21 protein-coding genes and 1 tRNA gene are annotated in these 22,556 nt (G+C 55.9%); 8 read left to right on the top strand and 14 right to left on the bottom strand.

Annotated elements, in window-relative coordinates:
* The first annotated feature begins 6 nt into the window (after window positions 1-6).
* On the top strand, window positions 7-921 hold the full coding sequence (gene coaA / locus QP888_RS05395; RefSeq protein WP_502869121.1) for a type I pantothenate kinase: 915 nt from the start codon (window positions 7-9) through the stop codon (window positions 919-921).
* Window positions 922-960: 39 nt separating this feature from the next.
* Here the strand turns inward: coaA and QP888_RS05390 are convergent, their stop codons facing one another.
* From QP888_RS05390 to mca, 3 genes are read right to left on the bottom strand one after another with little or no spacing between them, the layout of a single operon-like run.
* A complete protein-coding gene (locus tag QP888_RS05390; RefSeq protein WP_284812482.1) occupies window positions 961-1,728 on the bottom strand; it encodes an isoprenyl transferase in 768 nt (255 codons plus the stop codon).
* Between the two features lie 2 nt (window positions 1,729-1,730).
* The gene (locus QP888_RS05385) at window positions 1,731-2,048 is read right to left on the bottom strand and encodes a hypothetical protein (RefSeq protein WP_502869119.1); all 318 of its coding nucleotides are present in this window, start codon (window positions 2,046-2,048) and stop codon (window positions 1,731-1,733) included.
* Window positions 2,048-2,914 carry a mycothiol conjugate amidase Mca gene (gene mca, locus QP888_RS05380; RefSeq protein WP_284812481.1) on the bottom strand — a complete coding sequence of 289 codons (867 nt, stop codon included), beginning with the start codon at window positions 2,912-2,914 and terminating at the stop codon, window positions 2,048-2,050. Before mca ends, QP888_RS05385 begins: the two co-directional genes overlap by 1 nt.
* A 92-nt stretch (window positions 2,915-3,006) precedes the next feature.
* On the opposite strand from mca, the gene QP888_RS05375 reads away from it, so the two are divergent.
* The 3 genes from QP888_RS05375 to QP888_RS05365 all read left to right on the top strand — a co-directional run bounded on the left by QP888_RS05375 (window position 3,007) and on the right by QP888_RS05365 (window position 4,806).
* Complete coding sequence (locus tag QP888_RS05375) at window positions 3,007-3,480, top strand: DUF4307 domain-containing protein (RefSeq protein ID WP_284812480.1); 474 nt, start codon at window positions 3,007-3,009, stop codon at window positions 3,478-3,480.
* Window positions 3,481-3,739: 259 nt separating this feature from the next.
* Window positions 3,740-4,264, top strand: a complete 525-nt coding sequence (greA, locus tag QP888_RS05370; RefSeq protein ID WP_284812479.1) for a transcription elongation factor GreA — start codon at window positions 3,740-3,742, stop codon at window positions 4,262-4,264.
* A 14-nt stretch (window positions 4,265-4,278) separates the two neighbouring features.
* A complete protein-coding gene (locus tag QP888_RS05365) occupies window positions 4,279-4,806 on the top strand; it encodes a hypothetical protein (RefSeq protein WP_284812478.1) in 528 nt (175 codons plus the stop codon).
* A gap of 220 nt (window positions 4,807-5,026) precedes the next feature.
* On the opposite strand, the gene QP888_RS05360 is transcribed toward QP888_RS05365, so the two are convergent.
* The 8 genes from QP888_RS05360 to QP888_RS05325 all read right to left on the bottom strand — a co-directional run bounded on the left by QP888_RS05360 (window position 5,027) and on the right by QP888_RS05325 (window position 11,514).
* Complete coding sequence (locus QP888_RS05360) at window positions 5,027-5,869, bottom strand: Bax inhibitor-1/YccA family protein (RefSeq protein WP_284812477.1); 843 nt, start codon at window positions 5,867-5,869, stop codon at window positions 5,027-5,029.
* Between the two features lie 192 nt (window positions 5,870-6,061).
* A tRNA-Leu gene (locus tag QP888_RS05355) sits at window positions 6,062-6,135 on the bottom strand.
* Window positions 6,136-6,181: 46 nt separating this feature from the next.
* A complete protein-coding gene (locus QP888_RS05350; RefSeq protein WP_284812476.1) occupies window positions 6,182-7,168 on the bottom strand; it encodes a Ppx/GppA phosphatase family protein in 987 nt (328 codons plus the stop codon).
* Between the two features lie 24 nt (window positions 7,169-7,192).
* A complete protein-coding gene (locus tag QP888_RS05345) occupies window positions 7,193-7,738 on the bottom strand; it encodes a DUF501 domain-containing protein (protein WP_284812475.1) in 546 nt (181 codons plus the stop codon).
* Between the two features lie 53 nt (window positions 7,739-7,791).
* Window positions 7,792-8,397: a septum formation initiator family protein gene (locus QP888_RS05340; protein WP_284812474.1), complete on the bottom strand. Its 606-nt coding sequence runs from the start codon at window positions 8,395-8,397 to the stop codon at window positions 7,792-7,794.
* A 48-nt stretch (window positions 8,398-8,445) separates the two neighbouring features.
* Window positions 8,446-9,723: a phosphopyruvate hydratase gene (gene eno, locus QP888_RS05335; RefSeq protein WP_284812473.1), complete on the bottom strand. Its 1,278-nt coding sequence runs from the start codon at window positions 9,721-9,723 to the stop codon at window positions 8,446-8,448.
* A gap of 108 nt (window positions 9,724-9,831) precedes the next feature.
* Window positions 9,832-10,635 (bottom strand): lytic transglycosylase domain-containing protein, encoded by an 804-nt coding sequence (locus QP888_RS05330; protein ID WP_284812472.1) that lies wholly within the window; start codon window positions 10,633-10,635, stop codon window positions 9,832-9,834.
* 12 nt (window positions 10,636-10,647) lie between these two features.
* Complete coding sequence (locus QP888_RS05325) at window positions 10,648-11,514, bottom strand: MazG nucleotide pyrophosphohydrolase domain-containing protein (protein WP_350338230.1); 867 nt, start codon at window positions 11,512-11,514, stop codon at window positions 10,648-10,650.
* Between QP888_RS05325 and QP888_RS05320 the strand changes: the two genes are divergently transcribed.
* The 4 genes from QP888_RS05320 to QP888_RS05305 all read left to right on the top strand — a co-directional run bounded on the left by QP888_RS05320 (window position 11,489) and on the right by QP888_RS05305 (window position 17,199).
* Window positions 11,489-12,931 (top strand): basic amino acid/polyamine antiporter, encoded by a 1,443-nt coding sequence (locus tag QP888_RS05320; RefSeq protein WP_284812471.1) that lies wholly within the window; start codon window positions 11,489-11,491, stop codon window positions 12,929-12,931. The two genes, QP888_RS05325 and QP888_RS05320, sit on opposite strands and share 26 nt — an antisense overlap.
* Before the next feature lie 126 nt (window positions 12,932-13,057).
* A complete protein-coding gene (gene nadA, locus QP888_RS05315; protein ID WP_284812470.1) occupies window positions 13,058-14,161 on the top strand; it encodes a quinolinate synthase NadA in 1,104 nt (367 codons plus the stop codon).
* Complete coding sequence (gene nadC, locus QP888_RS05310) at window positions 14,162-15,124, top strand: carboxylating nicotinate-nucleotide diphosphorylase (protein ID WP_284812469.1); 963 nt, start codon at window positions 14,162-14,164, stop codon at window positions 15,122-15,124.
* Window positions 15,121-17,199, top strand: a complete 2,079-nt coding sequence (locus QP888_RS05305) for an FAD/NAD(P)-binding protein (RefSeq protein WP_284812468.1) — start codon at window positions 15,121-15,123, stop codon at window positions 17,197-17,199. The genes nadC and QP888_RS05305 overlap by 4 nt, the downstream gene beginning before the upstream one ends.
* Here the strand turns inward: QP888_RS05305 and QP888_RS05300 are convergent.
* From QP888_RS05300 to mfd, 3 genes are all read right to left on the bottom strand, one after another.
* Window positions 17,162-17,761, bottom strand: coding sequence for a TetR/AcrR family transcriptional regulator (locus QP888_RS05300; RefSeq protein WP_284812467.1), 600 nt, complete (start codon window positions 17,759-17,761; stop codon window positions 17,162-17,164). The two genes, QP888_RS05305 and QP888_RS05300, sit on opposite strands and share 38 nt — an antisense overlap.
* A 106-nt stretch (window positions 17,762-17,867) precedes the next feature.
* Window positions 17,868-18,476, bottom strand: coding sequence for a DNA-3-methyladenine glycosylase (locus tag QP888_RS05295; RefSeq protein ID WP_284812466.1), 609 nt, complete (start codon window positions 18,474-18,476; stop codon window positions 17,868-17,870).
* 14 nt (window positions 18,477-18,490) lie between these two features.
* Window positions 18,491-22,225: a transcription-repair coupling factor gene (gene mfd, locus QP888_RS05290; protein WP_284812660.1), complete on the bottom strand. Its 3,735-nt coding sequence runs from the start codon at window positions 22,223-22,225 to the stop codon at window positions 18,491-18,493.
* Window positions 22,226-22,556 lie beyond the last annotated feature (331 nt).

Below are 22,556 nucleotides of genomic sequence, written 5' to 3'. Positions count from 1 at the left end.
CCTACTATGACTACCAGCCCCTACCTGGATTTTTCCCGCGAACATTGGCGTAACCTGCGCAAATCCGTTCCCCAATTATTGACGGAAGACGAAGTCTCCGAACTCGCTGGAATCGGGGAGAATATTGACCTCGACGAGGTTGCCGACGTCTACCTACCGCTGGCTCGTCTGCTGCATTTCCAGATCGAAGCCCACCGCCGGGTTAACGATGCCGCCCAGCAGTTCCTGGGGCATCCACCAGAAAAGGTGCCGTTTATCATCGCAGTCGCGGGATCAGTAGCCGTCGGCAAGTCCACTACCGCCCGCCTGCTGCAAGTGTTGTTACAAAAGTGGGACAAACACCAGCGCGTTGATCTCGTGCCCACCGACGGTTTCTTGTTGCCCACCGCAGAATTGAAAAAGCGTGGGTTGATGAAGCGCAAAGGCTTCCCGGAATCCTATGACCAGCGTGGATTGTTACGTTTTGTCACAGAGGTAAAATCGGGCGCGCCCGAGGCCCACGCACCGGTATATTCCCACACCGCCTATGACATTTTGCCTGGTGAAGTTCAGCGCATCCGCCAACCAGACATTTTGATCATTGAGGGCCTGAACGTATTGCAAACCGGCCGTACGCTCATGGTTTCCGACCTTGTGGATTTTTCGGTCTATGTCGACGCTCATATCGACGATATCGAGAGCTGGTACATCGAGAGATTCTTAAAACTGCGGCGCACCGCATTCCGAGAGCCGGGTGCTCACTTTGCCCACTTCGCTGATTTGGAAGAAGCCGCAGCACGCGCCGAAGCCCGCGAGATCTGGCAGTCCATCAACCTGCCCAACCTGGTGGAAAATATCTTGCCGACGCGCGTGCGGGCGTCGTTGGTACTACGCAAAAATCAGGATCACCTGGTCGAAAAGGTGCGGCTACGCAAACTATAACCGTCGCACCTGCGTGCAAGAAGCTATCCGCCTGGTTGCCTATTTACCAAAACGTCGTGAACGCTGCGAAAATTCGCGCAGCGCCCGGAAGAAATCAATTTTGCGAAACGCGGGCCAGTAAGTATCGGTAAACCAGATTTCCGAGTAGGCTGCCTGCCACAACAAAAAGCCCGACAACCGCTGCTCACCCGAAGTTCGGATCACCAAGTCCGGGTCGGGCAAACCTTTGGTGTACAAGTGGTGCGAAATCGACTCGGCGGTGACAGCGTCCGCAATTTCGTCGGCAGACCGCCCCTTGTTCGCCTCGGCGCGTATAAGTTTTTGCACAGCATCGACGATTTCTTGTCGCCCGCCATAGCCCACAGCCACGTTAACGATCACCCCCGTGTTATCCCGGGTCGTTGCCGCTGCTTGCTCCATGCGCTGGGCCACCTCGTCTGGTAACAAATCCAAATGGCCGACCAGACGAACCTGACAGTCTGGTTCCCCCTGCGCAAGCTGCACCACAACGTCAGTGATGATGTCAAAAAGCAGATTTAACTCTTCTGGGGAACGCCGGAGGTTTTCCGTGGACAATAAATAGCAGGTGACAACGTCGACTTCAGTCTCTGCGCACCACGAGACGAGTTCGGCGATCTTGTGTGCACCACGACGGTGCCCCTGACTGATATCGGTAAACCCAGATTCGCGCGCCCAGCGCCGGTTGCCATCGGCCATGATCGCGACGTGTTTCGGCTGTGGGCGTCCTTTCAGGCTACGCCGAATGCGTGCTTCATAAATTGGGTAGACCAATTCCCGCAGTTTCATCCCTACCGCCGATCGTGCACGTCGACTTCACGCATTGCAGCTTCAACAGCCTCGACATCAAAAGGATCCAAACCATGATCTTCCGCAAACGCGCGCCGACGGCGGAACTTCGACTGCCGACGATGAAAAGACCAGCCCAAAACCAGAACCGCGACCAGTAAGGACACGATAACCAGCAAACCGATCGGCGAGGCTTTGCCAAACTCCGGCCCCATCGGGCCTTCGTGCACCTGGTTTTGTGCCCAGTAAAACACCTCATCGGCGGTATAGACGACGTGCGATAGTGAGGCGTGCAACGTCGACAGCAGTGAAATCTGCATCAGTCGGTTCCCTCCAAACCGGCAAACAAATCAGTCTCCGGCAGTTCTGTTTCTACCCTGCTGCGTGCCAGTTCATATTCTTCTGTGGGCCAGAGTTCCTGTTGGGTGGAAACATCAGTAGCCATGAACGCACCCGCAGGATCGATTTGGGTAGCGTGTGCGCGCAATGCGGCCTCGCGGTGCGAGAAATAGTCACTGCACTCCACCTGTGTGGTCACACGCGACATGATATCCGCCAAATGCGGATCCCAACGTTCCATCATCGGGCCATACGGCGAGGACTTTCCTTGCGCCAACAACCGGTTGTGGAACATTTCCATGCGCTGATACACAAAGCCGTGGCTGTAATACAGTTTCAGCGGCTCCCAGGCAGGAACTTCCGAAAGAAACTCTGGGTCGCCAGCGCGCTCCCATGCGATCATGCTGATTTCATGGACCTTTAAGTGATCTGGATGCGGGTAGCCGCCGTTTTCATCATAAGTCATGATGACGTGCGGCTTGAACTCACGAATGATTTCAATTAGCTCGGTGGCGACCTTCATGCTGTCCTCGCGAGCAAAACAGCCGTCGGGAAGCGGTGGCATCGGATCACCCTGCGGCAGACCTGAATCCACATAGCCCATCCACTTGTGCTGCACCCCCAATGCACGCACCGACTCGGCCATTTCTTCATGGCGCACAGCCTGCATGTTTTCTTTCACCCCGGGCTTATCCATTGCCGGGTTGATAATGTCACCGCGCTCACCACCCGTGCAGGTGACAATCATGACTTCGTGACCATTGTGCGCATACATCGCGGTCGTAGCTGCGCCTTTTGATGCCTCGTCATCGGGGTGGGCATGGATAGACAGCAACCGGTAGCTCACATCGGTCCTTTCGCACAGTCGCGTGATATTTTCTCAAATTGATTATATTACCTAATTGTACTGGCCGATACACCTGCCTTAAGATGCGAAGAATGAGCACTCGCAAGCGCGCACGGTACGGTTCACCTGGCTCCAAGGGCCCGAATGGCTCGAGGGGTTCAATTGGCTCTGCCACCTCTGGGAGCAACCTCACCGGAAAAATTTTGGTGGCCCTTGTAGTGCTGATGTTGGCAATTGGTTCCTGGGGCCTTTTCCGGTTATTTAACGCCGACGCACCTGCCGCCGAAATCACGCTTCTCAGTCAGGAATACCCCGATGATGACACATTGCGGGTGTGGGTAGACATCACGCGCGAAGACCCGGAAGTACCTGCGTATTGCATCGTACAAGCTTTTAACTATGAAAAAGCCGAAGTCGGTCGCGTAGAAATTCCCATGTCATCCGGCGAGAAGCGCACTGAACGTCTCAGCGTCGACGTCCCGGTACGCGCAGGCGAAAAAGCCGTAGCCGGCGGTGTCTATGGTTGTTCCGGCACGATTCCTACTCATCTGGATCTCGGTGACTAGCGGGTTATTAAATAATAACTAGCTCGTGCGGAGACTCCCTAAGGTAATTCATCGAATGCATCGAGTACGCCGAGAAGGCTGTGCACAGATACTACACAGTGGAATGGTGCGGGCAGAATCTCTGAAGCCCTGGGCAAAATTACACGGGCATATGCGTTAAGATCTAGGCAGAATCGTCGCAACACAGCGAGTGCAAACACCAGAATTTTGCACAGCCATTTGCGCAACCAGAAGAATCTAAGGAAGGTTTCACACGGACATGGCTGAAAACCAAAAGCAGTACATTACGCCAGAGACCAAGGCAAAGCTGGAAGAAGAATTGCAGGCTCTGATCGACCACCGCCCGGTAGTCGCTGCTGAGATTAACGAACGCCGCGAAGAAGGCGACTTGAAAGAAAACGCCGGCTACGACGCTGCGCGTGAGATGCAGGATCAAGAAGAGGCCCGCATCAAGCACATCTCGGAGATTCTCGCGAACTCCACCACCGAGCGCACCGGTGTTCAAGAAGGTGTTGCCAACGTCGGTTCCGTCGTCCACGTGCACTACAACGAGGATCCAGAAAACAAAGAAACCTTCTTGATCGGTACACGCGCCGCAGCCACGGACAACGAAAACTTGGAAACCTACTCGGAACAGTCCCCGCTCGGTGCAGCCATCTTGGGCGCCGAAGAAGGCGAAACCCGCCAATACTCCGCACCAAACGGCAACGTCATCAAGGTCACCGTTGACTCGGCCGCACCTTATGACTCCGCGTTGTACGCTACCCCACGCGACGAAAAATAAGTAAGGATTTTCCCATGACTAACTACCGTAAATTCGCCGTAACCGGAGTTTCTGCAGCAGCCCTCACATTGGCTGCCTGCACCCCTCCGAATGAAAACCCTTCGGATCAGAAGGTTGAAACTGGTAATACTTTCGAGGCACCAAGCTCCAGCGCCCCTGCGGGCGCTGAGACCGCTGAACCTGGCACCACTGCTACCGACGGCACCACAGGCACTGGCACCAGCGGAAACGGCCAATCCGTACAGGCCACAGAAACCGTGATCGGTGGAACCGAGTCCGAGCTGGACGACGACGAAGACGCTGAATTAGCCAAGGCCTCTGAAGATTCCGCGAGGGGTTCTGCAGGGGCCACGAAAACCACTGGCCCACGCACCCCCACAGGGAAAACAATCGGCTTCATCAACTGCCTAGGAACCCCTGAGAAAAAACCTGACCATATCGTGTTGGATTGCGCTCACCCCCGACGAACGCTTAACGAAGCTCAAGTGGGACTCGTGGGATTCCGATTCAGCGAAAGCCAGCGCACAAGATTCAGACAATAACAGCGTCTCATTAGTTCTTCGCAGCCCCGTAGAATCCGCACAGGGCACCGTCTTTTCAGAAATCTGGGTCGACGGGCAACTGGTTACTCCGTAGCCGCTGAATAGTACACACAAAACTCCGGTGGGCTAGACCGCTTATTAGCAATCACATGCCCACCGGAGTTTTCCTATGCTCGCACGGTATTTACCTTACCGTGCGAAAGCTACAAATAGTCGGGCTCTAGCGCTGCTGGAAGTACGACAGCAGACGCAAAATCTCAGTGTAGAGCCAGACCAAGGTCACAGCCAGACCCAATGCAACGCCCCAGGCCATCTTGGATGGTGCACCGGCGCGGATCATACGATCAGCAGCATCAAAATCGGTCAAGAACGATGCAGCGGCCAAGCCAATGCAGACCAGCGAGAAAATAATCGCCAAAATTCCACCATCGCGCAACGGGTTATTGCCAGTAAACATCGCCAATAGGAAGTTGCCCAACATCAAAACAACGACACCAATGATGCAGGAGGTCAGGATCTTGTTGAAACGCGGGGTAACTTTCACTGCACCGGTCTTATACACAATGAGCATGCCCAAGAATACACCCACAGTACCCAGGACAGCCTGACCGATCAGGCTCGCCGCGTTGGCTTCGCCGACGTGCATGCCGGAAAAGACCAGCGAGATTCCACCGACAAACAAGCCTTCAAAAACGGCGTAAAGCAGGGTCACAACCGGTGATCCCCATTTCTTGCCGAAGGAAGCGACCAATACGGTGACAAATCCAGCAATGGCACCGGCAAATGTTGCCATCATCGCGATCTGTGGATTCACCAGGCCAATGCCGAAATTCACGACGGCAAACAGAATGATAACACCCAGCGTGATACCAGTCTTGGTGACGACGTCGTCGACAGTCATCGGGCGGTCAGCTTCTTGCTGCTGGCTCGTTGGGGCGTAGCCGCCCTGCCCGCCGTAATTATCGTAAGCGTTGTAGTCCATCTGCTGCCGGAAACCAGCACTGTTGCCATTTCCGTTGGCCCCAGCAGACAAGTTACTCATAACGGGGTTGCTGTTACGCACTGTAGAAATCCCGTGCCTTTCGTGTCATGGGTGGTACGTTTCTCACCTAGTGTAACGATGCGAGAGGCAAAATAGTTCCCACAATCGAGAATGAATTATCTGCGGTGCGCCTCATCGCTGTGAGTACTTGTGGGGATTTTCTGGGAAGTCTTCGGGTTTAGATGATCCCGTCCAGCTTTCCGCTGGTCATAGTGCCCCCAGTCGGGCTCGAACCGACACTGTATGGATTTTAAGTCCACCGCCTCTGCCAATTGGGCTATGGGGGCAAATACCACACCATCAGCTACTACGAGCTGAGCATGGCACGGCTATTTACTTTAGCACAGCAAGTGTTCCCGCTAGTTTCCAGATCACCCCATCCAGGATATCTTTTTCACTAATGACGAACTCACGCACACCGCTATGACGTTCAATCATGTCCATTATGCCGCGGACAGCCACTGCCCCACCACCAAGTACATCGGCACGGCCAGGGTGCACCACGGGGTTTTGCGCACGCTCTGCAGCAGAAGTGTGAATTACCTGATCCAACAACACTCGCAGCGCTGCAAAGCGTAACACCGAACCATGGATCTGTTCCGGATCGTAGTGCTCCAGGCCTTGTGCCAGCGCCGACAGCGTCGTGAAGGTTCCAGCACAACCAACGACGGTACGTGCTTTGTCAATCGGCACCAGTTTCTCCACCTCAGACATGCGCTCGGCGACGAAATCATCGGCGATTTCAATCTCCGTCTCACTCGGTGGATCAGACGGCATCATACGCTCAGTAATACGCACGCAGCCCATTGCTGCAGAATGTGCTCCAAGCAACTCTTTGCCTTTTTCACTGACGATGAATTCTGTCGAGCCACCACCCAAATCAATGACGCAAAACGGGCCGGCATCGTCGGTAAGATCCTGCACTGCCCCCAAAAAGGACAACTCTGCTTCTTCTTCGCCGGTAATAACTTCGGCTTGCGCGCCGCTTTCTACTTCACCGAGCAGTTCCGCGGTCATGGAAAAAAACTCGCGATTGTTTTTTGCATCACGCACCGCGGCCGTAGCAACCATGCGCACCTTTTCCACATTCTCGAATTTCATGATGTTGACGTAATTCCGCAAGGCTTTGCGGGTACGTTCAATCGCATCCGGGGCAAGCTCGCCGGTAGCATCCACACTCTGCCCCAGGCGCACGATCTCCATTCGGCGCGTGACTTCGTTAGCTGTAAATCCAGACGGCGCACTACTAGTGCGGGTAATGTCGCTGATCAGCAAACGGATCGAGTTTGTACCACAGTCCACGGCTGCAATGCGCGTCATAAAAATCCTTCTTCTTGACGTTACTTAGGCGTTACTGAAATCAAAATCGTCGAGGTTAATCCCCAAAGCTTCGCACGAGGGCCAATCCACCGGGATAGCAATCCCTCGCAGGTTTCCATGGTCTGCCGCCATGGCCACGGCTTCCGTACCCAGCCGAAAGTGGTCCGGCCCCTTGGCCAGCGCATAGGCAATCAGCACATGCAGACATTTCACACGCTCTGGCATGCCTCCGCCAGAAAAATCTGTGCCCAGGTCTTCCAATTCGTTGCGCTCAAGCAAAAAAGCCTCGTGCGCACGCCGGTAATCATTAGCAAGCGTGTCATCGTTCGCCAACCGTGATTCCATCCACTTCATCACGTGTGCCACCTCAAGACGGGAAGCCTCTGCCGTAAGACGCGGATCAGTGAGGTAAAACAGCGTCGGAAACGGGGTGCCGTCAGGAAGTTTCGGCGTTGTTTTAATCACGGCTGGTTGGCCATCAGGGGTGCGATAGGAGATCTCGACGACGCCGCGTGGTCGACGCCCCAATTGCTTTTCGACGACAGCAAGCTCGGCGGAAGAAACACTCATGCCGCCTATTCTCGCATGAAACAACTCGCTACGCGCAACTGGTACCAGTACGCTTACAGGGCGGTTTCTTCTGCTGGATCGTGGGCATCCGGGGCTGGCTCCGCATCCGGTTCTTCCGGATCATCCGGACTTCCGCTCCCACCGACAGGCTCCGGTGACTCGGGTGGCTCTACTGCTTCCGGTGGTTCTGCGATCGAATCCCACAACACCTCGTACCACGGACGGGCTTCTTCATAGTCTTGCCGTGAGGTCGTGACCGAATCATTATCGGTAATACGTGGATCCAAAATACGGTAAGCAGTCTCACCAGGTGCTACCAAGCCAAAGCGGCGCCGCGCTTGCTCACGAACAAAATCTTCGTCGTGATAACGCTCTATTTCTTCTCCAAGCGCCAACTTTTCGGCCTGCTTCGCGGCGATGGAATCTTCCAAACGGGCAATTTCTGCCCTGCCTTCATAATAATTGCGCAGTGGTACTGCCACAGAGACCAAAATCACCAGCACCACAGAAACCATCACGCCGATGCTGATCAAATCGAATCGCTGGTGCAGTTTTTTCGGGGCCTTTGGATTCCGGGCAGCACCATTCTGCCCGGCGGTACGAGAAGAAACGGGCACGGTGGTCCGTGTCCGCAGCGTAGATTTTTTACGCTCAGTCATGATCTCCTCGAATTAGCATCCAGCGCAGGGTAGTATCCAGCGCGGGTTTTAGCCCCGGAAACGTGGGAATGCATCCCGCCCAGCGTAACGCGCGGCAGCATCGAGTTCTTCTTCGATACGCAGCAAACGGTTGTACTTGGCTACACGCTCAGAACGGGCCGGTGCACCCGTTTTAATCTGGCCACACGATAATGCGACCGCCAAATCGGCAATGGTGGTGTCTTCGGTTTCACCGGAACGGTGCGACATCATCGTTCGATAGCCGTTACGGTGTGCCAGTTCTACCGCATCGAAAGTTTCTGTCAAGGTACCAATTTGGTTGACCTTCACCAGCAGCGCATTCGCTGCTCCCTTGTCGATTCCCTCACGCAAGCGCTGAGGATTGGTGACGAAGAAATCATCACCGACGATTTGTACCTTGTCGCCAATCTCCCGGGTGAGGTTAACGTAGCCGTCCCAGTCGTTTTCATCCAATGGGTCCTCGATCGACACGATTGGGTACTCGTCAATCAGTTCGGCATAGACCTGCGCCATTTCCTCGCCGGAAAGTTCAGCGCCTTCGAACTTATACGAGCCGTTGTCGTAAAACTCCGAAGAAGCAACATCCAAGGCCAACGCGACGTCTTTACCAGGCTCATAACCGGCTTGCTTGATGGCATCGACGATAACGTCCAAAGCAGCGCGGGTCGATTCCACGGACGGCGCGAATCCGCCTTCATCGCCGAGACCAGTGGAAAGGCCGCGTTCTTTCAGTACGGCCTTCAACGCGTGATAAACCTCAGCGCCCTGCTGCAACGCTTCAGCAAAACTGGTGGCAGACAATGGTGCGATCATAAATTCCTGCACATCGACGCCGGAATCCGCGTGCGCGCCACCGTTGAGGATATTCATCATCGGTACCGGCAAAACGTGGGCGTTCGGGCCGCCAATATAGCGATATAGCGGCAACGCTGCAGAATCAGCGGCAGCCTTGGCCACTGCCATGGATACGCCCAAAATCGCGTTGGCACCCAATTTGGATTTGTTCTCGGTACCATCCAGCTGCAGCATTGCTGCATCGATCAGCCGCTGATCATCAGCTACCTGGCCGGCCAACTCATCAGCAATGACTTCGTTGACGTTTTCGACCGCTTGCAGAACGCCCTTACCCAGGTAACGCTTGCCACCGTCGCGCAGCTCATGAGCTTCGTGCTCACCAGTAGAAGCACCAGACGGTACCCCGGCGCGGCCATGGGCGCCGTCGTCCAGAACAACTTCTGCTTCCACGGTAGGGTTGCCTCGCGAATCCAGGATCTCACGAGCGAAAACGTGCATAATATCAGCCACTGGCTGGGCCTCCTCAGAGAATTAATGCGCAGTCGTGCGCCTTGTCAGGTGCAGTGAACACACTTAATTGTTCCAGATTTTCTTCCCAGCTGTAACAGGCACCCCGCACTAGCGGGATGCGGGCTGGTCAATGGCATAAGAATTCGCGGCATCACGGACTTTGAGGACGTAATCGTTTGAGTTGTTATACGACAAAATCGCCTCGGTCCAGGTTTGGGCATCATCCAAGTTTCGGCCATCAGTGCACAACAAATTCGCAGCCGCCAACGCAGCATCGTCGATGTGCTGCGGGTCCGCAAACCCGTCCCCGGAAGCATCCAATCCATAGCGGTGCCAGGTTTGCGGAATAAACTGCATCGGGCCAACGGCACGGTCATAAACCTCGTCGTTATCGAATTCACCGCCATCGGTATCCGGGATGTGCACAGTGTTATTGGTGCCATCCAACGCAATCCCGATAATCGGTGGATCTACCCGGCCATCCTGCCCAATGGAAGGTCTATCGAACCAGTTGCCGGCATAACTGCCGTGGCGCGTTTCGACCCAACCTATGCCCGCCAACGTTGTCCAATCCAGATTGCATGACGGCCACGCATCGCGGGCAATCAACTCCGCGTTTCCATACGCCCGCAATGCCTGCTCCGGGATCCCAGTGTCGTCGGCTAGGCCATCAGACCAGTAGGTGAGCTTATCGGCAGTGCGCCCGTCGCTATGCACGTCAATCGAGGGCACTTCCTGCCCAGCCGCCGGCGGCACGTTATCCGGCACCGGCTGCAGCTGGCGGGTCACCGACGGTCCATCAACAAAAGACAGTAGCCACAACACCACAGAGATAATCAACACTATCCCCAGCACTGAAGCACAACCTACTTTTAGGCAGCCGGTTCTCCCACTTTGCACTGAATAATCCATGGTGGAATAAACCTATCCTCGCGCCTGTTCCGCACGCTTACCCTCTGCCCACAGCCGGTCTTGGTCTTCTTGCGACACCACGGTGCTGGTGCCATCGAAAAGGTACGGCGCCCGTGAACGCATTTTCGCGATGAAACTCGCTGCCACATCATCCAGACTAAACGCTTGACGACGCCGCCCAAGCTCCGCATGAAACAACAATTGCAGCAGGACATCACCGAGCTCGCGCACCAGCTGGCCGTCGTCAATATCGCTATTGGTTTCGGCAGACTCGATAACGTCGGCAAGCTCAGCGACTTCCTCCCGTAAATACGGCACGAGAGTTTTATGCGTCTGCAGAAGTTCAAACTCACCAATATCGCGGGCGCGCTGCATCACCTGGCGGGCAATATGCAGTTGATCATCGCGCGAGCGGGCAGCAATCACACGCTCACCGCGGTCCAATCGGTCCAGCACTCGCTGATCTGCCTCATTAGTGCTGACCAAAAGCCCCTGGCCAACAGGGTCTGTTCCACTGATGATGTCGCCGAGGCTCCACCGCACCGACACCGGCACTTCCTCGGTATAACTCACTGGCCCATAGACACCACTGAATACTTCCAACGGGATTTGTTCGGGCCAACGAGGATCAAGAAGCAGAACAGTCATGGCCACAATCTTATAAGCAACCGTGCCCGCTATACCCACCCCACCTTTCGCATCCAGGGTTTTCCAGGGTAGCTTTACCATCATGCACAGCGAGCCACATGCGAGAACTTCGAACACCGCGCCCTCACACGGGGTTGCAGCCACATCCCCCACCGGCACAGATTCGCAGCACTCAGGAGACGGAAAATCCAAGCACACCGTGACAATGTGGTCACTGGTAGCACTGATCATCGGCTCCTGTGTTGGCGCCGGCATCTTCTCGTTGCCGCAAAATATCGCCTCGGTTGCCGCACCAGGTGCGATGCTCATCGGGTGGGCAATCGCCGGCGTGGGCATGCTCTCAGTGGCATTTGTGTTCCAGATTCTGGCGCACCGCAAACCACATCTCGATTCCGGAGTGTATTCGTATGTGCGCGCTGGGTTAGGCGATTTCATTGGCTTTGCCTCAGGCTGGGGCTATTGGCTGGGCTCGGTGATCGCCCAGGTGGGCTACGCCACGCTGTTTTTCAACACCATCGGCCACTATATTCCGCTGTTTAGCGAGTCCAACCGGTGGGCCTCTTTCATCTCGGTCAGTGTGATGACCTGGATAATTTTCGCCCTACTGAGCCGTGGGGTGAAACAAGCCGCGATTATGAACACGGTAGTAACCGTCGCCAAGCTGGTGCCCATCCTGGCGTTTATCGTGTTGTTACTGTTTTTCGGCTTCAGCTGGGATACCTTCACCCTGGATTTCTGGGGCCATGACTCCACCGAAGGCTCTGTGTTCGAACAGGTCCAAGGCATCATGTTGTTTACCGTCTGGGTATTCATCGGTGTCGAAGGCGCCTCGGTGTATTCCAAGCAGGCTAGGCAGCGTACCGACGTCGGGCGTGCCACTGTCCTGGGCTTTGTCTCCGTTCTTGTGCTGTTGGTATCAGTGGCAACACTATCTTTTGGTGTGTTAAGCCAAGAGGAACTAGCAGCTTTACCCGATAACTCCATGGCCGCAGTACTCGAAGCAGCGATTGGCCCGGTCGGTGGGCTACTGATCTCAATCGGATTGTGCATCTCCGTGCTGGGTGCCTATGTTTCCTGGCAGATGCTGTGTGCTGAACCATTGACCATGATGGCTATCGACGGCCTGCTGCCCAAACGCACCGGATCCATCAATGCGGCCGGGGCACCATGGATGGCGCAGCTGATTTCCACCTCGGTCATTCAATTCGCTGTCATCGTATTCTTCCTAAACGAAACCGCCTATATTTCCATGGTGCAGCTGGCCACCGTCATGTACCTGCTGCCCTATATCTTCTCCTCGCTGTACCTATTACTGCTGGCTCTGCGCGGCAAAGGCATCACCCACCCGCACGCAGGCACCAGGTTTGATCTCTCCGGGCCCGAGATTTCCCGGCGGGAAAACCACACGCATTTATTCATCGGCGCCGTCGCTTTTATCTATTCGATATGGCTTATTTATGCCGCCGATCCGGTTTATATTCTTTTCGGCGCACTCGCAGTTGTGCCCGGAATTATTCCTTACGTTCTTACGCGAATCTCGCGCCGGGAAAAGCTATTCAACGGTTTTGAGTGGTCAATCGTGGTCGTGGTCTTCGTCGCTGCGATCATCGCCGCCGTCGGGTTGGCAAATGGCTCGCTGCAGCTGTAATTCTGCAGTGTTGTATGCCCCGGCCGCACTGGTCGTGGCTTAGTCGTAGCTGGTAGTTCGCTGATGATTTTTAGTACGGTATGTACATCTGTTTCCTGTGACTATGACTGCTTTTTGGGAGCTTTTGTGACTCGTACCAGCGCGCATCTCACGCGTCCTACTACTGACACTGTTTCTGATCCTCATTTCGATACCAGCACTGCTGTTGATACCAGCACTGCTGCGAAACACAATGATGCAACCGCCGCGAACCGGAGCCTTCCGGGAGGCTACACCGCATGGGCCAACCGGGTGCGCGAGCTGGCAGCACAACGCAACGCTGTGATCTTGGCTCATAATTACCAAATTCCAGAAATCCAGGACGTAGCCCATCACACGGGTGATTCACTGGCGCTGTCCCGGAAGGCCGCAGAAACCGATGCAGACATCATCGTGTTTTGCGGTGTGCACTTCATGGCAGAATCCGCGAAAATCCTCTCGCCAAACAAGAAGGTGTTGATACCGGATGCGCGTGCTGGTTGTTCCTTGGCCGATTCGATTACGGCAGAACAACTTCACGAGTGGAAAGCCGAGCACCCCGATGCACTGGTGGTCAGCTACGTCAATACCACCGCTGATGTGAAGGCCCTGACCGACGTGTGCTGCACCTCGTCGAATGCCGTCGATGTGGTCAATTCCTTGCCCGCAGACCAAGAAATTCTTTTCTGCCCAGACCAGTTTTTAGGCGCTTATGTACAACGCGAAACTGGCCGGGAAAATATGCACATTTGGGCTGGCGAATGCCACGTGCATGCAGGTATCAGTGCGGAACAATTAACGCAACAAACCCAGGATAATCCCTCGGCTGATCTCTATATCCACCCCGAATGCGGTTGTGCCAATTCCGCGCTGTACTTAGCTAACGAAGGCTTAGTGCCGCAGGAGCGTGTGCATATGCTTTCTACTGGGCAGATGATCACCCAGGCACAAAAGCAGCCGCACAACAAGGTGCTGGTGGCTACCGAAACCGGCATGCTGCACCAGCTGCACCAGGCAGCACCGGACATTGATTTTCAAGCCGTCAACGACCGCGCTGAATGCAAATACATGAAGATGATCACGCCGGAAGCCCTAGTGCACTGCCTGGAAACCGAAACCGACGAAATCACGGTGGAGAAAAACATCGCGGATGCTGCGCGCAAATCACTCGAGGCCATGATCACCATCGGCAACCCTGGCGGTGCCGAGTAAATGGACCCCCTGCAGTTACCTGATTGCTCTGCCCTGATCACTAGAGCTTTAGACGAAGATTTCGCCTACGGGCCAGATCACACCTCCTTGGCTACGGTGGCCGCTGATGCCACCTGTACCGCCGAACTGAATGCGCGCCAGGATGGAGTCATCGCTGGGCTGGGTCTGGTCGAGCCGGTATTTTCCGCTACCGCCCAGCGGCTAGCCAGTGGGGGCATCTCACTTGCCGACGCACCCGCAGGCGATAGCCATGCCGATGCTCACTCGTCACAGGCTTTCCACCTCACGCTGGAATGCCGCGACGGCACAGAGGTGGCCGCAGGGCAGCGCTTGGCAACGATCACTGCGAACACTCGGCTGGTACTCGCTGCTGAACGCACGCTACTCAATCTCATCTCGCACGCCAGCGGTATCGCAACGGAAACCCGCCGGTGGGTGCGTGCAATCGAGCACGCGGCGGCCCAAAAAGCCACACACCATACCGTGATTCCGCAGGCCGGTGTGCGCGATACCCGCAAAACTTTGCCCGGAATGCGCGAGCTGCAAAAATACTCGGTCCGCGCTGGTGGTGGCAGTAATCACCGCATGGGCCTGGGCGATGCCGCCATGATCAAAGACAACCATGTCTACGCCGCCGGAGGTAGTGTCAGCCAGGCGCTACGCCTGGTGCGCGAACGCGCCCCGCACGTTCCTTGCGAAGTAGAAGTCGATACCCTGGAGCAACTCGACGACATCCTGCCGCTGCACCCGGACATCGTGTTGCTCGATAATTTCACTCCTACTGAAGTCCACGCCGCCGTAACGCGTCGACAAGAGCTTAGCCCGGCCACCAAGCTGGAAGCCTCCGGAGGTTTGTCGCTGGAACAGGCCGGTGAATATGGCACCACCGGGGTCGATTATATTGCGGTAGGTGCACTGACCCATTCAGTGCAAGTGCTGGATATTGGATTGGATTTTTCATGAGCACAACCCACCTCGCACTTATTGGCGCCGGTCCACGGGGAATCTCCGTGTTGGAACGTCTGGCAGAGTATCTGCGCGCGGCGTCTGACAAGCACTCCCAGTCAGGACAAACGCAGCACACTCACCCACGCGTTACCGTCCACATCATCGATGATTCACAAATCGGTGCCGGACGCGTCTGGGATACTACCCAAACCCGCACGCTATGCATGAACACGCTAGCAGACGCCGTCACATTGTTCACAGAGCCAGGTTCCTCGGTCGGCGCACCCGTATTGTCCGGGCCAACACTCTACGAATGGATTCGGCTGATTCGTGGCGATGACCTGCTGGCAGCACTCGACGCCGGCACCCTGAATTATGATACTGATGCCGAGGTAGTCGCAGCGAAACAAAAACTTTTCCGCCAGCACCCACCGCGGACTGGCATAGCTGAGAATTACCGCGAAGAACTCACTGGCACCGTGGAGCAATCCAATCCTTCGCGGGCACTTTATGGCGAGTATTTACGCTGGGTATACCGGGTCGCCGTGGCACAATTGCCGGATTCCGTGGACGTTGTCGAGCACAACTCGCGTGCTATCCGTATCCAGCAGGCCGCCCGGGATGCGCAGGCTGGCAACGCAGACAGCTCCTCAGACTGTGATGCCCGTTACTATGACGCCCCAGACTGTGACACCCGGGACTATGACCTCATCACGCTGGCCGACGGCACCACCATTTCCGCGCACGCCACCGTTCTTGCCACCGGTTGGGTGCTGAACGCGGATAACGACGAACAATACCAATTGCGTGCTGCCAACCAGTCTGAAAACCTACGCTGGATCGGCCCAAATAACCCTGTGGAACAGCCTGTCGAGATGATACCGGCCGGGCAGCCCGTGCTGGTGCGTGGATTGGGCATGGGATTTTTTGATCTCATGGCATTGTGCACACTGGGACGTGGTGGTTTCTTTGAGGTGGACCCCACCAGCCGTTCCGGGTTGCGGTACCGGGCTAGCGGCACGGAGCCACGGTTCGTGGTCACTTCCCGCCGCGGCTATCCATTCTTGCCCAAATCAGATTATGGATCACTCCCGCCCAAGGCACAGATGGCGCGGCTGCAGGACGCATTGGCGGCAGCACAAAACTGGGCACGGATTGATTTCTCCACCGATTTCGCCCCGGCAATTATCCGTGATGCGTTCGAAGCTTTTTACCGCACCCTGGCACGTGTGCGCCCAGACGCGATTATGACCAGTCTGGATGAGATTATCTCTGTCATAGATTCCACCCCAGTGCACGTGCTGCTGGACTCGTACGGTGTACACGGTGCATTGGCACAGCATACTTCTGAGTTTTGTGATTTACAGCCTTATTTTCACCCACGTGCAGAATCGACCAGCCAGGTTGCAGATTCACTGGCCCGCGATATCGACGAGGCCCTCCAGGGCACAGATTCGCCGATCAAAGCCGCTCTGTGGGTATTTGCCTCGTGCCGTAAACACGTCGGCATTGCCGGTAGCCAAGGAAAATTCACCCAGGATTCCGCATCACCAAACTTGCATGAGGTCATGGCTTTGGGCCAGATGGTAGGGTCGGGCCCACCACTGTTTCGGTCCCAGCAGTTGCTCGCGCTTGTCGACGTCGGCCTGGTGGAATTCCTCGGTGCGCACCCACAACTGGAAATCAGCGCGGACGAGTTTATGCTGACCTGCGGTTCGGGGGTTGCTGCGCGCCGGGCTAGTGCTGCCACACTTGTCGACGCTTGGTTGCCGAAGCCCGATATCCGTTTCCCCGCGGATCTGCTCAGCCAGTCATTGTTTGCTTCTGGTCGAATCCGTCCGTTTGCGGTCGACGGTGCCCAGACTGGTTCGCCGGAAACTGACATCACTACTCGTCGGACGATTCACCCGGACGGCAGCCAGGATTCTCGGCTGCACATCATCGGCATTCCTACGCATGCACAGATGCCAGATACCACAATCTCCCCAATGCCGGGCACTGATCCGCTGATGCTGCAAGAAACGGATCGCACCGCACGCAGCCTACACGCGATTATTCGGGATCTACCCGGCGCAACTCGACAGTCGTAGGTGCTTGTGCAAGGCCTGCAAGCACCAGCTGCGTCATCCACCGCTGGTGGTCAGGAAGAATATCGCTAGCCACGCTGGTGAGTTTCCGGGACAGCACGCCGATGGTGATAATAAAACGTTTGGCGTGCAAATCCTCCGATACAAAACCGTGGTGCGCGGCCTTTGCCAGTAATTTTTCGAATGGTTGCATATCGCGGTTGCGCACCACGCTGGCGAATTGTTCGACGAGGTCTTCGCGTTCGGCATACCGCGATACCTGCTCGCTCAACGGGCCTATTCCCTGTTCCACGAGTTCGACAACCACATTGGTCCACGCTTGCCACGGGTCGTCATCCCAGCGCGCATCATATTTTTCGATGATTTCGCGGTGTTGCGTGTAGACGTAATCACCAACTGCCAAAATTAATGCCCACCGGTCCGGAAAATTCCGGTGCACTGTGGCCACGCCAACCTCGGCCTCCGCAGCGATGGCGCGAAATGTCACATCAATCCCCTGTTGCCGGAACAGACGATGAGAAGCCCGAATAATGGCTTCACGGTTGGCTTGGGCATCTGCGCGCACTGGTGCAGCTCCTTTCTTGGAGCGGATCAGGCAGTCGGTCACTATGCCTGGTATGGGGTCACTTTTGTTCCGCTCTATCTTAATACACCGGCCCTAGGAAACCGGGCTACTTCTTCGGCGGGCGCTTCGGGCTGGTAACAGTCTGATCACCTGGAATCCAAAACCGCAACGGGGCATCTACATTTTTCGAAATGCCGATGCGCGGCCCAGCGACCCATTCTGGTTCCTGTGCGCGTGCCCCAAGTCGCGGATGCCTCGGTGCGTCGGCAGAAACATGCGTGTCGACGGCCTCACTTGGAATCTGGTGCACGGGAAGATGATTGTGCTCGATGCCAAGCCCCAAGGCCTTGCCAACGTTACCCGGCCCAGACGCTAGCCGCGCAAAACTCACCTCACCTCTGCGGCTTCGCGCCTCCTCCTCGCCGCTAAGCACGCGTCCGGCACGGATCAAACATCCCTGACCAGTGCCGTCTGGTCCACACACCAGATTGCAGCAGCGGTGAATTCCATACGAGATATAAACATAAAGATGGCCACCTGGCCCCCACAATGCGGCATTGGCGGGCGTTTTGCCACGGAAACTGTGCGCAGCTTCGTCGGTGCCATGCAGATAGGCTTCCACCTCCGTGATCTCAATCGTCACGGGTCCATAGGATAACGTGCAGCCCAATAATTGTGGAGCAACGATATCTGCGTCTGCACCAAAATCCAACATCGTCGCGCCACCACCTATTCGCTAAGGGAAAACACGGATCCACCACCGTTGTGTGCCCGCGCCTTAGCTGCGCCTTTACGCCGCGTCGTGGCTTTACCCACGGCACCGGAGTTAGCCCCAGCGGTTTCCTGCACGAGTGTTTTCGGCTTCGTGCTACCAGAGACATCAGTGGGTTCCACATCAAATATCTCGCTCAGGAAATCCGCCATCCACTGCAGGAGTTCCACATCGCGCAACTTCGGGTCTGTCACGTTGCCTCGACCAGCCTTCGGGAACGGTAGCTGGATCGCTTTGGCGGCTGCACGGTAATTCGCACCAGGGTGTGTGCGTTTCAAACGCACTTGCTTGGAATCCGGCAATTCCACCGGGCCCACTTTGATTCGTGTTCCTTGCACCATGATGTCGGTGACCCCGGCGCGCCGAGCTTGGTGGCGCAGGCGTGCCACCGCCAGCAAACGCTCGACCTCTTCCGGGATCGGGCCGTAGCGATCTTCCATTTCTTCGACAACGAGACGTAGGTCTTTATTATCCTGTGACGACGCCAGCTTGCGGTAAACCTCCAAACGCAGGCGTTCCGAAGAAATATAGTGTTCCGGGATGTGTGCATCCACCGGCAAGTCAATACGAATTTCTTTCGGCGACTGATCTGTGGCATCCAGTGTTTCGCCGCGGGAAAGCGCTTTGAAGGTTTCAACAGCTTCGCCGACCAACCGGACATACATATCGAAGCCGACGCCTGCGATATGACCAGATTGTTGCGCGCCCAGCACGTTTCCGGCACCGCGCATTTCCAGGTCTTTCATGGCCACTGCCATACCGGCACCGAGATCATTGTTTTGCGCGATCGTCGCCAAGCGGTCATAGCTGGTCTCAGAAAGTGTGGCTCCTTGCGGGTACAAGAAGTAGGCGTAGCCACGCTCACGGGAGCGTCCAACGCGACCGCGCAGCTGGTGCAACTGTGACAGCCCCATCTGGTGGGCATTTTCCACGATCAAAGTGTTGGCATTAGCGATATCCAATCCGGTTTCCACGATCGTGGTGCATACCAGCACGTCATATTCGCGATCCCAAAACCCCTGCACAGTACGTTCCAGCAGGTCCTCGTTCATTTGCCCGTGGGCAACGACGACGCGGGCTTCTGGCACCAGTTCGCGGATTTCCCGGGCCTTTTTCTCGATGTCCGCGACCTTGTTGTGAATCACAAAGGTCTGACCATCGCGTAACAGCTCGCGGCGGATCGCAGCCGCAACCTGTTTGTCTTCGTAGGCACCGACATACGTCAGGATCGGGTGCCGGTCTTCCGGTGGAGTAAGGATCGTCGACATTTCCCGGATGCCCGCCATCGACATCTCCAGGGTGCGTGGGATTGGAGTCGCAGACATCGTGAGCACGTCGACAGATGAACGTAATGCCTTGATGTGTTCTTTGTGCTCCACACCGAAGCGCTGTTCCTCATCCACGACGATCAAGCCGAGGTTTTTCCACTGCACGCCAGTCTGCAGCAACCGGTGAGTACCAATCACGATATCGACGGTGCCGTTGGCAAGCTCTTTAATGATCTGCTTGGCTTCTCCCGCGGTACTAAACCGCGAAAGCACCCGCATCTCAACTGGGAAGCCTGCCATGCGTTCAGCAAACGTGTCGTAATGCTGCTGTGCCAACAGCGTGGTCGGCACCAACACCGCAACTTGCTTTCCATCTTGCACCGCTTTGAAAGCAGCACGCACCGCAACCTCGGTTTTGCCATAACCAACGTCTCCGACGACAACGCGGTCCATCGGGACGGATGATTCCATATCCGCTTTCACCGCTTCAATGGCCAGCATCTGGTCTTCGGTTTCTACGAACGGGAAGTTATCTTCCATCTCCGCTTGCCAAGGAGAATCCGGGGCAAAAGAATATCCCGGCGCGGCTTGGCGCTTCGCATAAAGTTGCACCAGCTCGCCAGCGATTTCGCGGACCGCTGCGCGCGCCTTTTTCTTGGTGTTTTTCCAGTCCGATCCGCCCATTTTCGACAGCGTCGGTGCTTGCCCGCCGGTGTATTTGCTCAGCAGGTCCAGTGATTCCATGGGCACCCACAGTTGGTCTGCGGGTTGTCCGCGCTTCGAAGCGGCGTATTCCAGCACTATATATTCACGGCGCGAGCTTTCTCCACCGGCATTAATGGTGCGCTCAGCCATCTTGATGAACTTGCCGATGCCGTGGGTTTCGTGAACGACGAAATCGCCTTTTTTCAGTGCCAGCGGGTCCACACGGTTGCGACGTTTCGCAGGCCGACGTTTGGCACCGGCGATATCGCCGACACGGTTACCGGTCAGATCAGTTTCGGTAACCACGACCAGCGGCAGTGTCGCGCCGTCATGCTGGTTGCGGACTTTCGGAAAGACCAATCCGGCGTGGCTCAATGCCTGATACAGCGTGATCTCGCCAGCATTGGGTTGCCAGCCGGGTTCTGCCACGTGCGCCGAAATGCCGTTTTCGCGGAATCGTTCCGCCATGCGTTTAATGGCACCGGCTGCCGGGGCGATATATGCCGCGCGTCCACCCGACTGGCAATGGGCACGAAGCTGCGACATCATCGCTTCGATTTCTTTGGCATCGCCTTTCGGCTGCGGACCGGCCTCAAATTCGAGCGGCAACGTTGCTGCTTCATCTGCGGCGAACATACCTGGAGGGGCGAACGTCCACCAGGAACTGCCACGTTCCCGGGTGATGTCTTCTAATTGTTCTAGGGACAAGTAGTTTGCTGCCGACAAGTCAAGTTTATTGTGGGCCACCGGACCATCCGCCCCCATGGCTGCTGCTTCCCAGCTCGCGGCCAAGAATTCGGCATCAGTATCGTGCAGGTCTTCTACCCTACGACGCACCTTTTCTGGGTCCATGACCAGAACATGCGTGTTATCCGGCACCAGGTCCAACAGCGACACCATCGGCGCATCCATCAGCACTGGAAGCAACGCTTCCATGCCTTCCGATGGGATCTTTTCCGAGATCTTGGTGAGCAATTCCGCTAGCGTCGCATTGGAAGCATACTCGCGTGCGAGTTTTTCCGCTTTCGCTGCTACCGCATCGGTAATGGGCAGTTCACGAGCCGGGAAAATATCAACTTTGCCAACTTCGATCTCAGAAATCGTGCGTTGATCTGCCACAGAAAACTGGCGGATATCGGTGATGTCATCACCCCAGAATTCGATGCGCACTGGATAGTCCAGGGTGGTGGGATAGACATCGACGATGCCGCCGCGTTTGGCGAATTGGCCTTTTTTACTGACCATATCGACGTGCGAATAGGCGCGGAATTCTAATTCAGCAACCAGCTGGTCAAAGTCATATTCTTGGTCTTCAGTCAGGCTAATCGGCGCCCGGCCGTCGACAGATTCCAGCACTGGCTGCGCCAATCCGCGTGCTGGGGCCACGATAACTTGCAGCTCGTCTAAGCGATGCAGCACGGCTGCACGCTTGCCGACGATATCTGCGCCCGGAGACAAACGCTCGTGCGGCAAGGTTTCCCATGCGGGAAACATCGCAACTTTATTGCCCAGCATGGCAGCTAATTCTGCTTGTAGGTCTTCAGCTTCGCGGCCAGTGGCTGTGAGCACAACGACGGGGGCATGGTGCGCCAGGGTTCCGATAGCCCAAGGGCGAGCTTGTGTAATGCCGGTGATGTGCAGGGTTGGTTCACCAACGTGATTGATGAGCCCTTTGAGTTTCGGATCGCTGGCAGCAACTTTTAATAAGCCGGCGAGCATATTCACTTCGGGATCATTCTCCTGACTGAGATGGCTGATGGCTGGAGCCTTACCCCCTGATATGAAAAAGCTTCCCCACCAGGACTCGAACCTAGAATGACGGTACCAAAAACCGTAGTGTTGCCGATTACACCATGGGGAAATGTCGGTACTCCTGCATTGCCGTTCGACATGACCATAATTGGTTGATGACATCGAGGCGATGTGCAGTTGCGTGCCAACGGCTTGCAAGTTTACACAATCACATGAAGAAATGAAAACCCACGGTCATACACAACGCCATATAACGCATAGCCAGGATTTATTCACACCACACTCGCCATTACCATTA

Origin of the sequence: Corynebacterium sp. MSK297 (genome assembly GCF_030232885.1) — a bacterium.
In the GTDB taxonomy this organism is placed as follows: Bacteria; Actinomycetota; Actinomycetes; order Mycobacteriales; family Mycobacteriaceae; genus Corynebacterium.
Note: the sequence above shows the minus strand (reverse complement) of the source record. Positions and strands in the feature narration are given on the sequence as shown.

What these genes read in the sequence shown, in the direction of transcription:
- QP888_RS05385 (WP_502869119.1), bottom strand. Translation starts at nt 2,048, where the DNA reads ATGCAGATTTCACTGCTGTCGACGTTGCACGCCTCACTATCGCACGTC.
- QP888_RS05305 (WP_284812468.1), top strand. Translation starts at nt 15,121, where the DNA reads ATGAGCACAACCCACCTCGCACTTATTGGCGCCGGTCCACGGGGAATC.
- QP888_RS05350 (WP_284812476.1), bottom strand. Translation starts at nt 7,168, where the DNA reads ATGACGCGCATTGCAGCCGTGGACTGTGGTACAAACTCGATCCGTTTG.
- QP888_RS05390 (WP_284812482.1), bottom strand. Translation starts at nt 1,728, where the DNA reads ATGAAACTGCGGGAATTGGTCTACCCAATTTATGAAGCACGCATTCGG.
- QP888_RS05340 (WP_284812474.1), bottom strand. Translation starts at nt 8,397, where the DNA reads ATGACTGAGCGTAAAAAATCTACGCTGCGGACACGGACCACCGTGCCC.
- QP888_RS05365 (WP_284812478.1), top strand. Translation starts at nt 4,279, where the DNA reads ATGACTAACTACCGTAAATTCGCCGTAACCGGAGTTTCTGCAGCAGCC.
- nadC (WP_284812469.1), top strand. Translation starts at nt 14,162, where the DNA reads ATGGACCCCCTGCAGTTACCTGATTGCTCTGCCCTGATCACTAGAGCT.
- QP888_RS05325 (WP_350338230.1), bottom strand. Translation starts at nt 11,514, where the DNA reads ATGATCAGTGCTACCAGTGACCACATTGTCACGGTGTGCTTGGATTTT.
- QP888_RS05375 (WP_284812480.1), top strand. Translation starts at nt 3,007, where the DNA reads ATGAGCACTCGCAAGCGCGCACGGTACGGTTCACCTGGCTCCAAGGGC.
- mfd (WP_284812660.1), bottom strand. Translation starts at nt 22,225, where the DNA reads ATGCTCGCCGGCTTATTAAAAGTTGCTGCCAGCGATCCGAAACTCAAA.
- QP888_RS05330 (WP_284812472.1), bottom strand. Translation starts at nt 10,635, where the DNA reads ATGGATTATTCAGTGCAAAGTGGGAGAACCGGCTGCCTAAAAGTAGGT.
- QP888_RS05320 (WP_284812471.1), top strand. Translation starts at nt 11,489, where the DNA reads ATGTGGTCACTGGTAGCACTGATCATCGGCTCCTGTGTTGGCGCCGGC.
- QP888_RS05345 (WP_284812475.1), bottom strand. Translation starts at nt 7,738, where the DNA reads ATGAGTGTTTCTTCCGCCGAGCTTGCTGTCGTCGAAAAGCAATTGGGG.
- coaA (WP_502869121.1), top strand. Translation starts at nt 7, where the DNA reads ATGACTACCAGCCCCTACCTGGATTTTTCCCGCGAACATTGGCGTAAC.
- greA (WP_284812479.1), top strand. Translation starts at nt 3,740, where the DNA reads ATGGCTGAAAACCAAAAGCAGTACATTACGCCAGAGACCAAGGCAAAG.
- QP888_RS05295 (WP_284812466.1), bottom strand. Translation starts at nt 18,476, where the DNA reads ATGTTGGATTTTGGTGCAGACGCAGATATCGTTGCTCCACAATTATTG.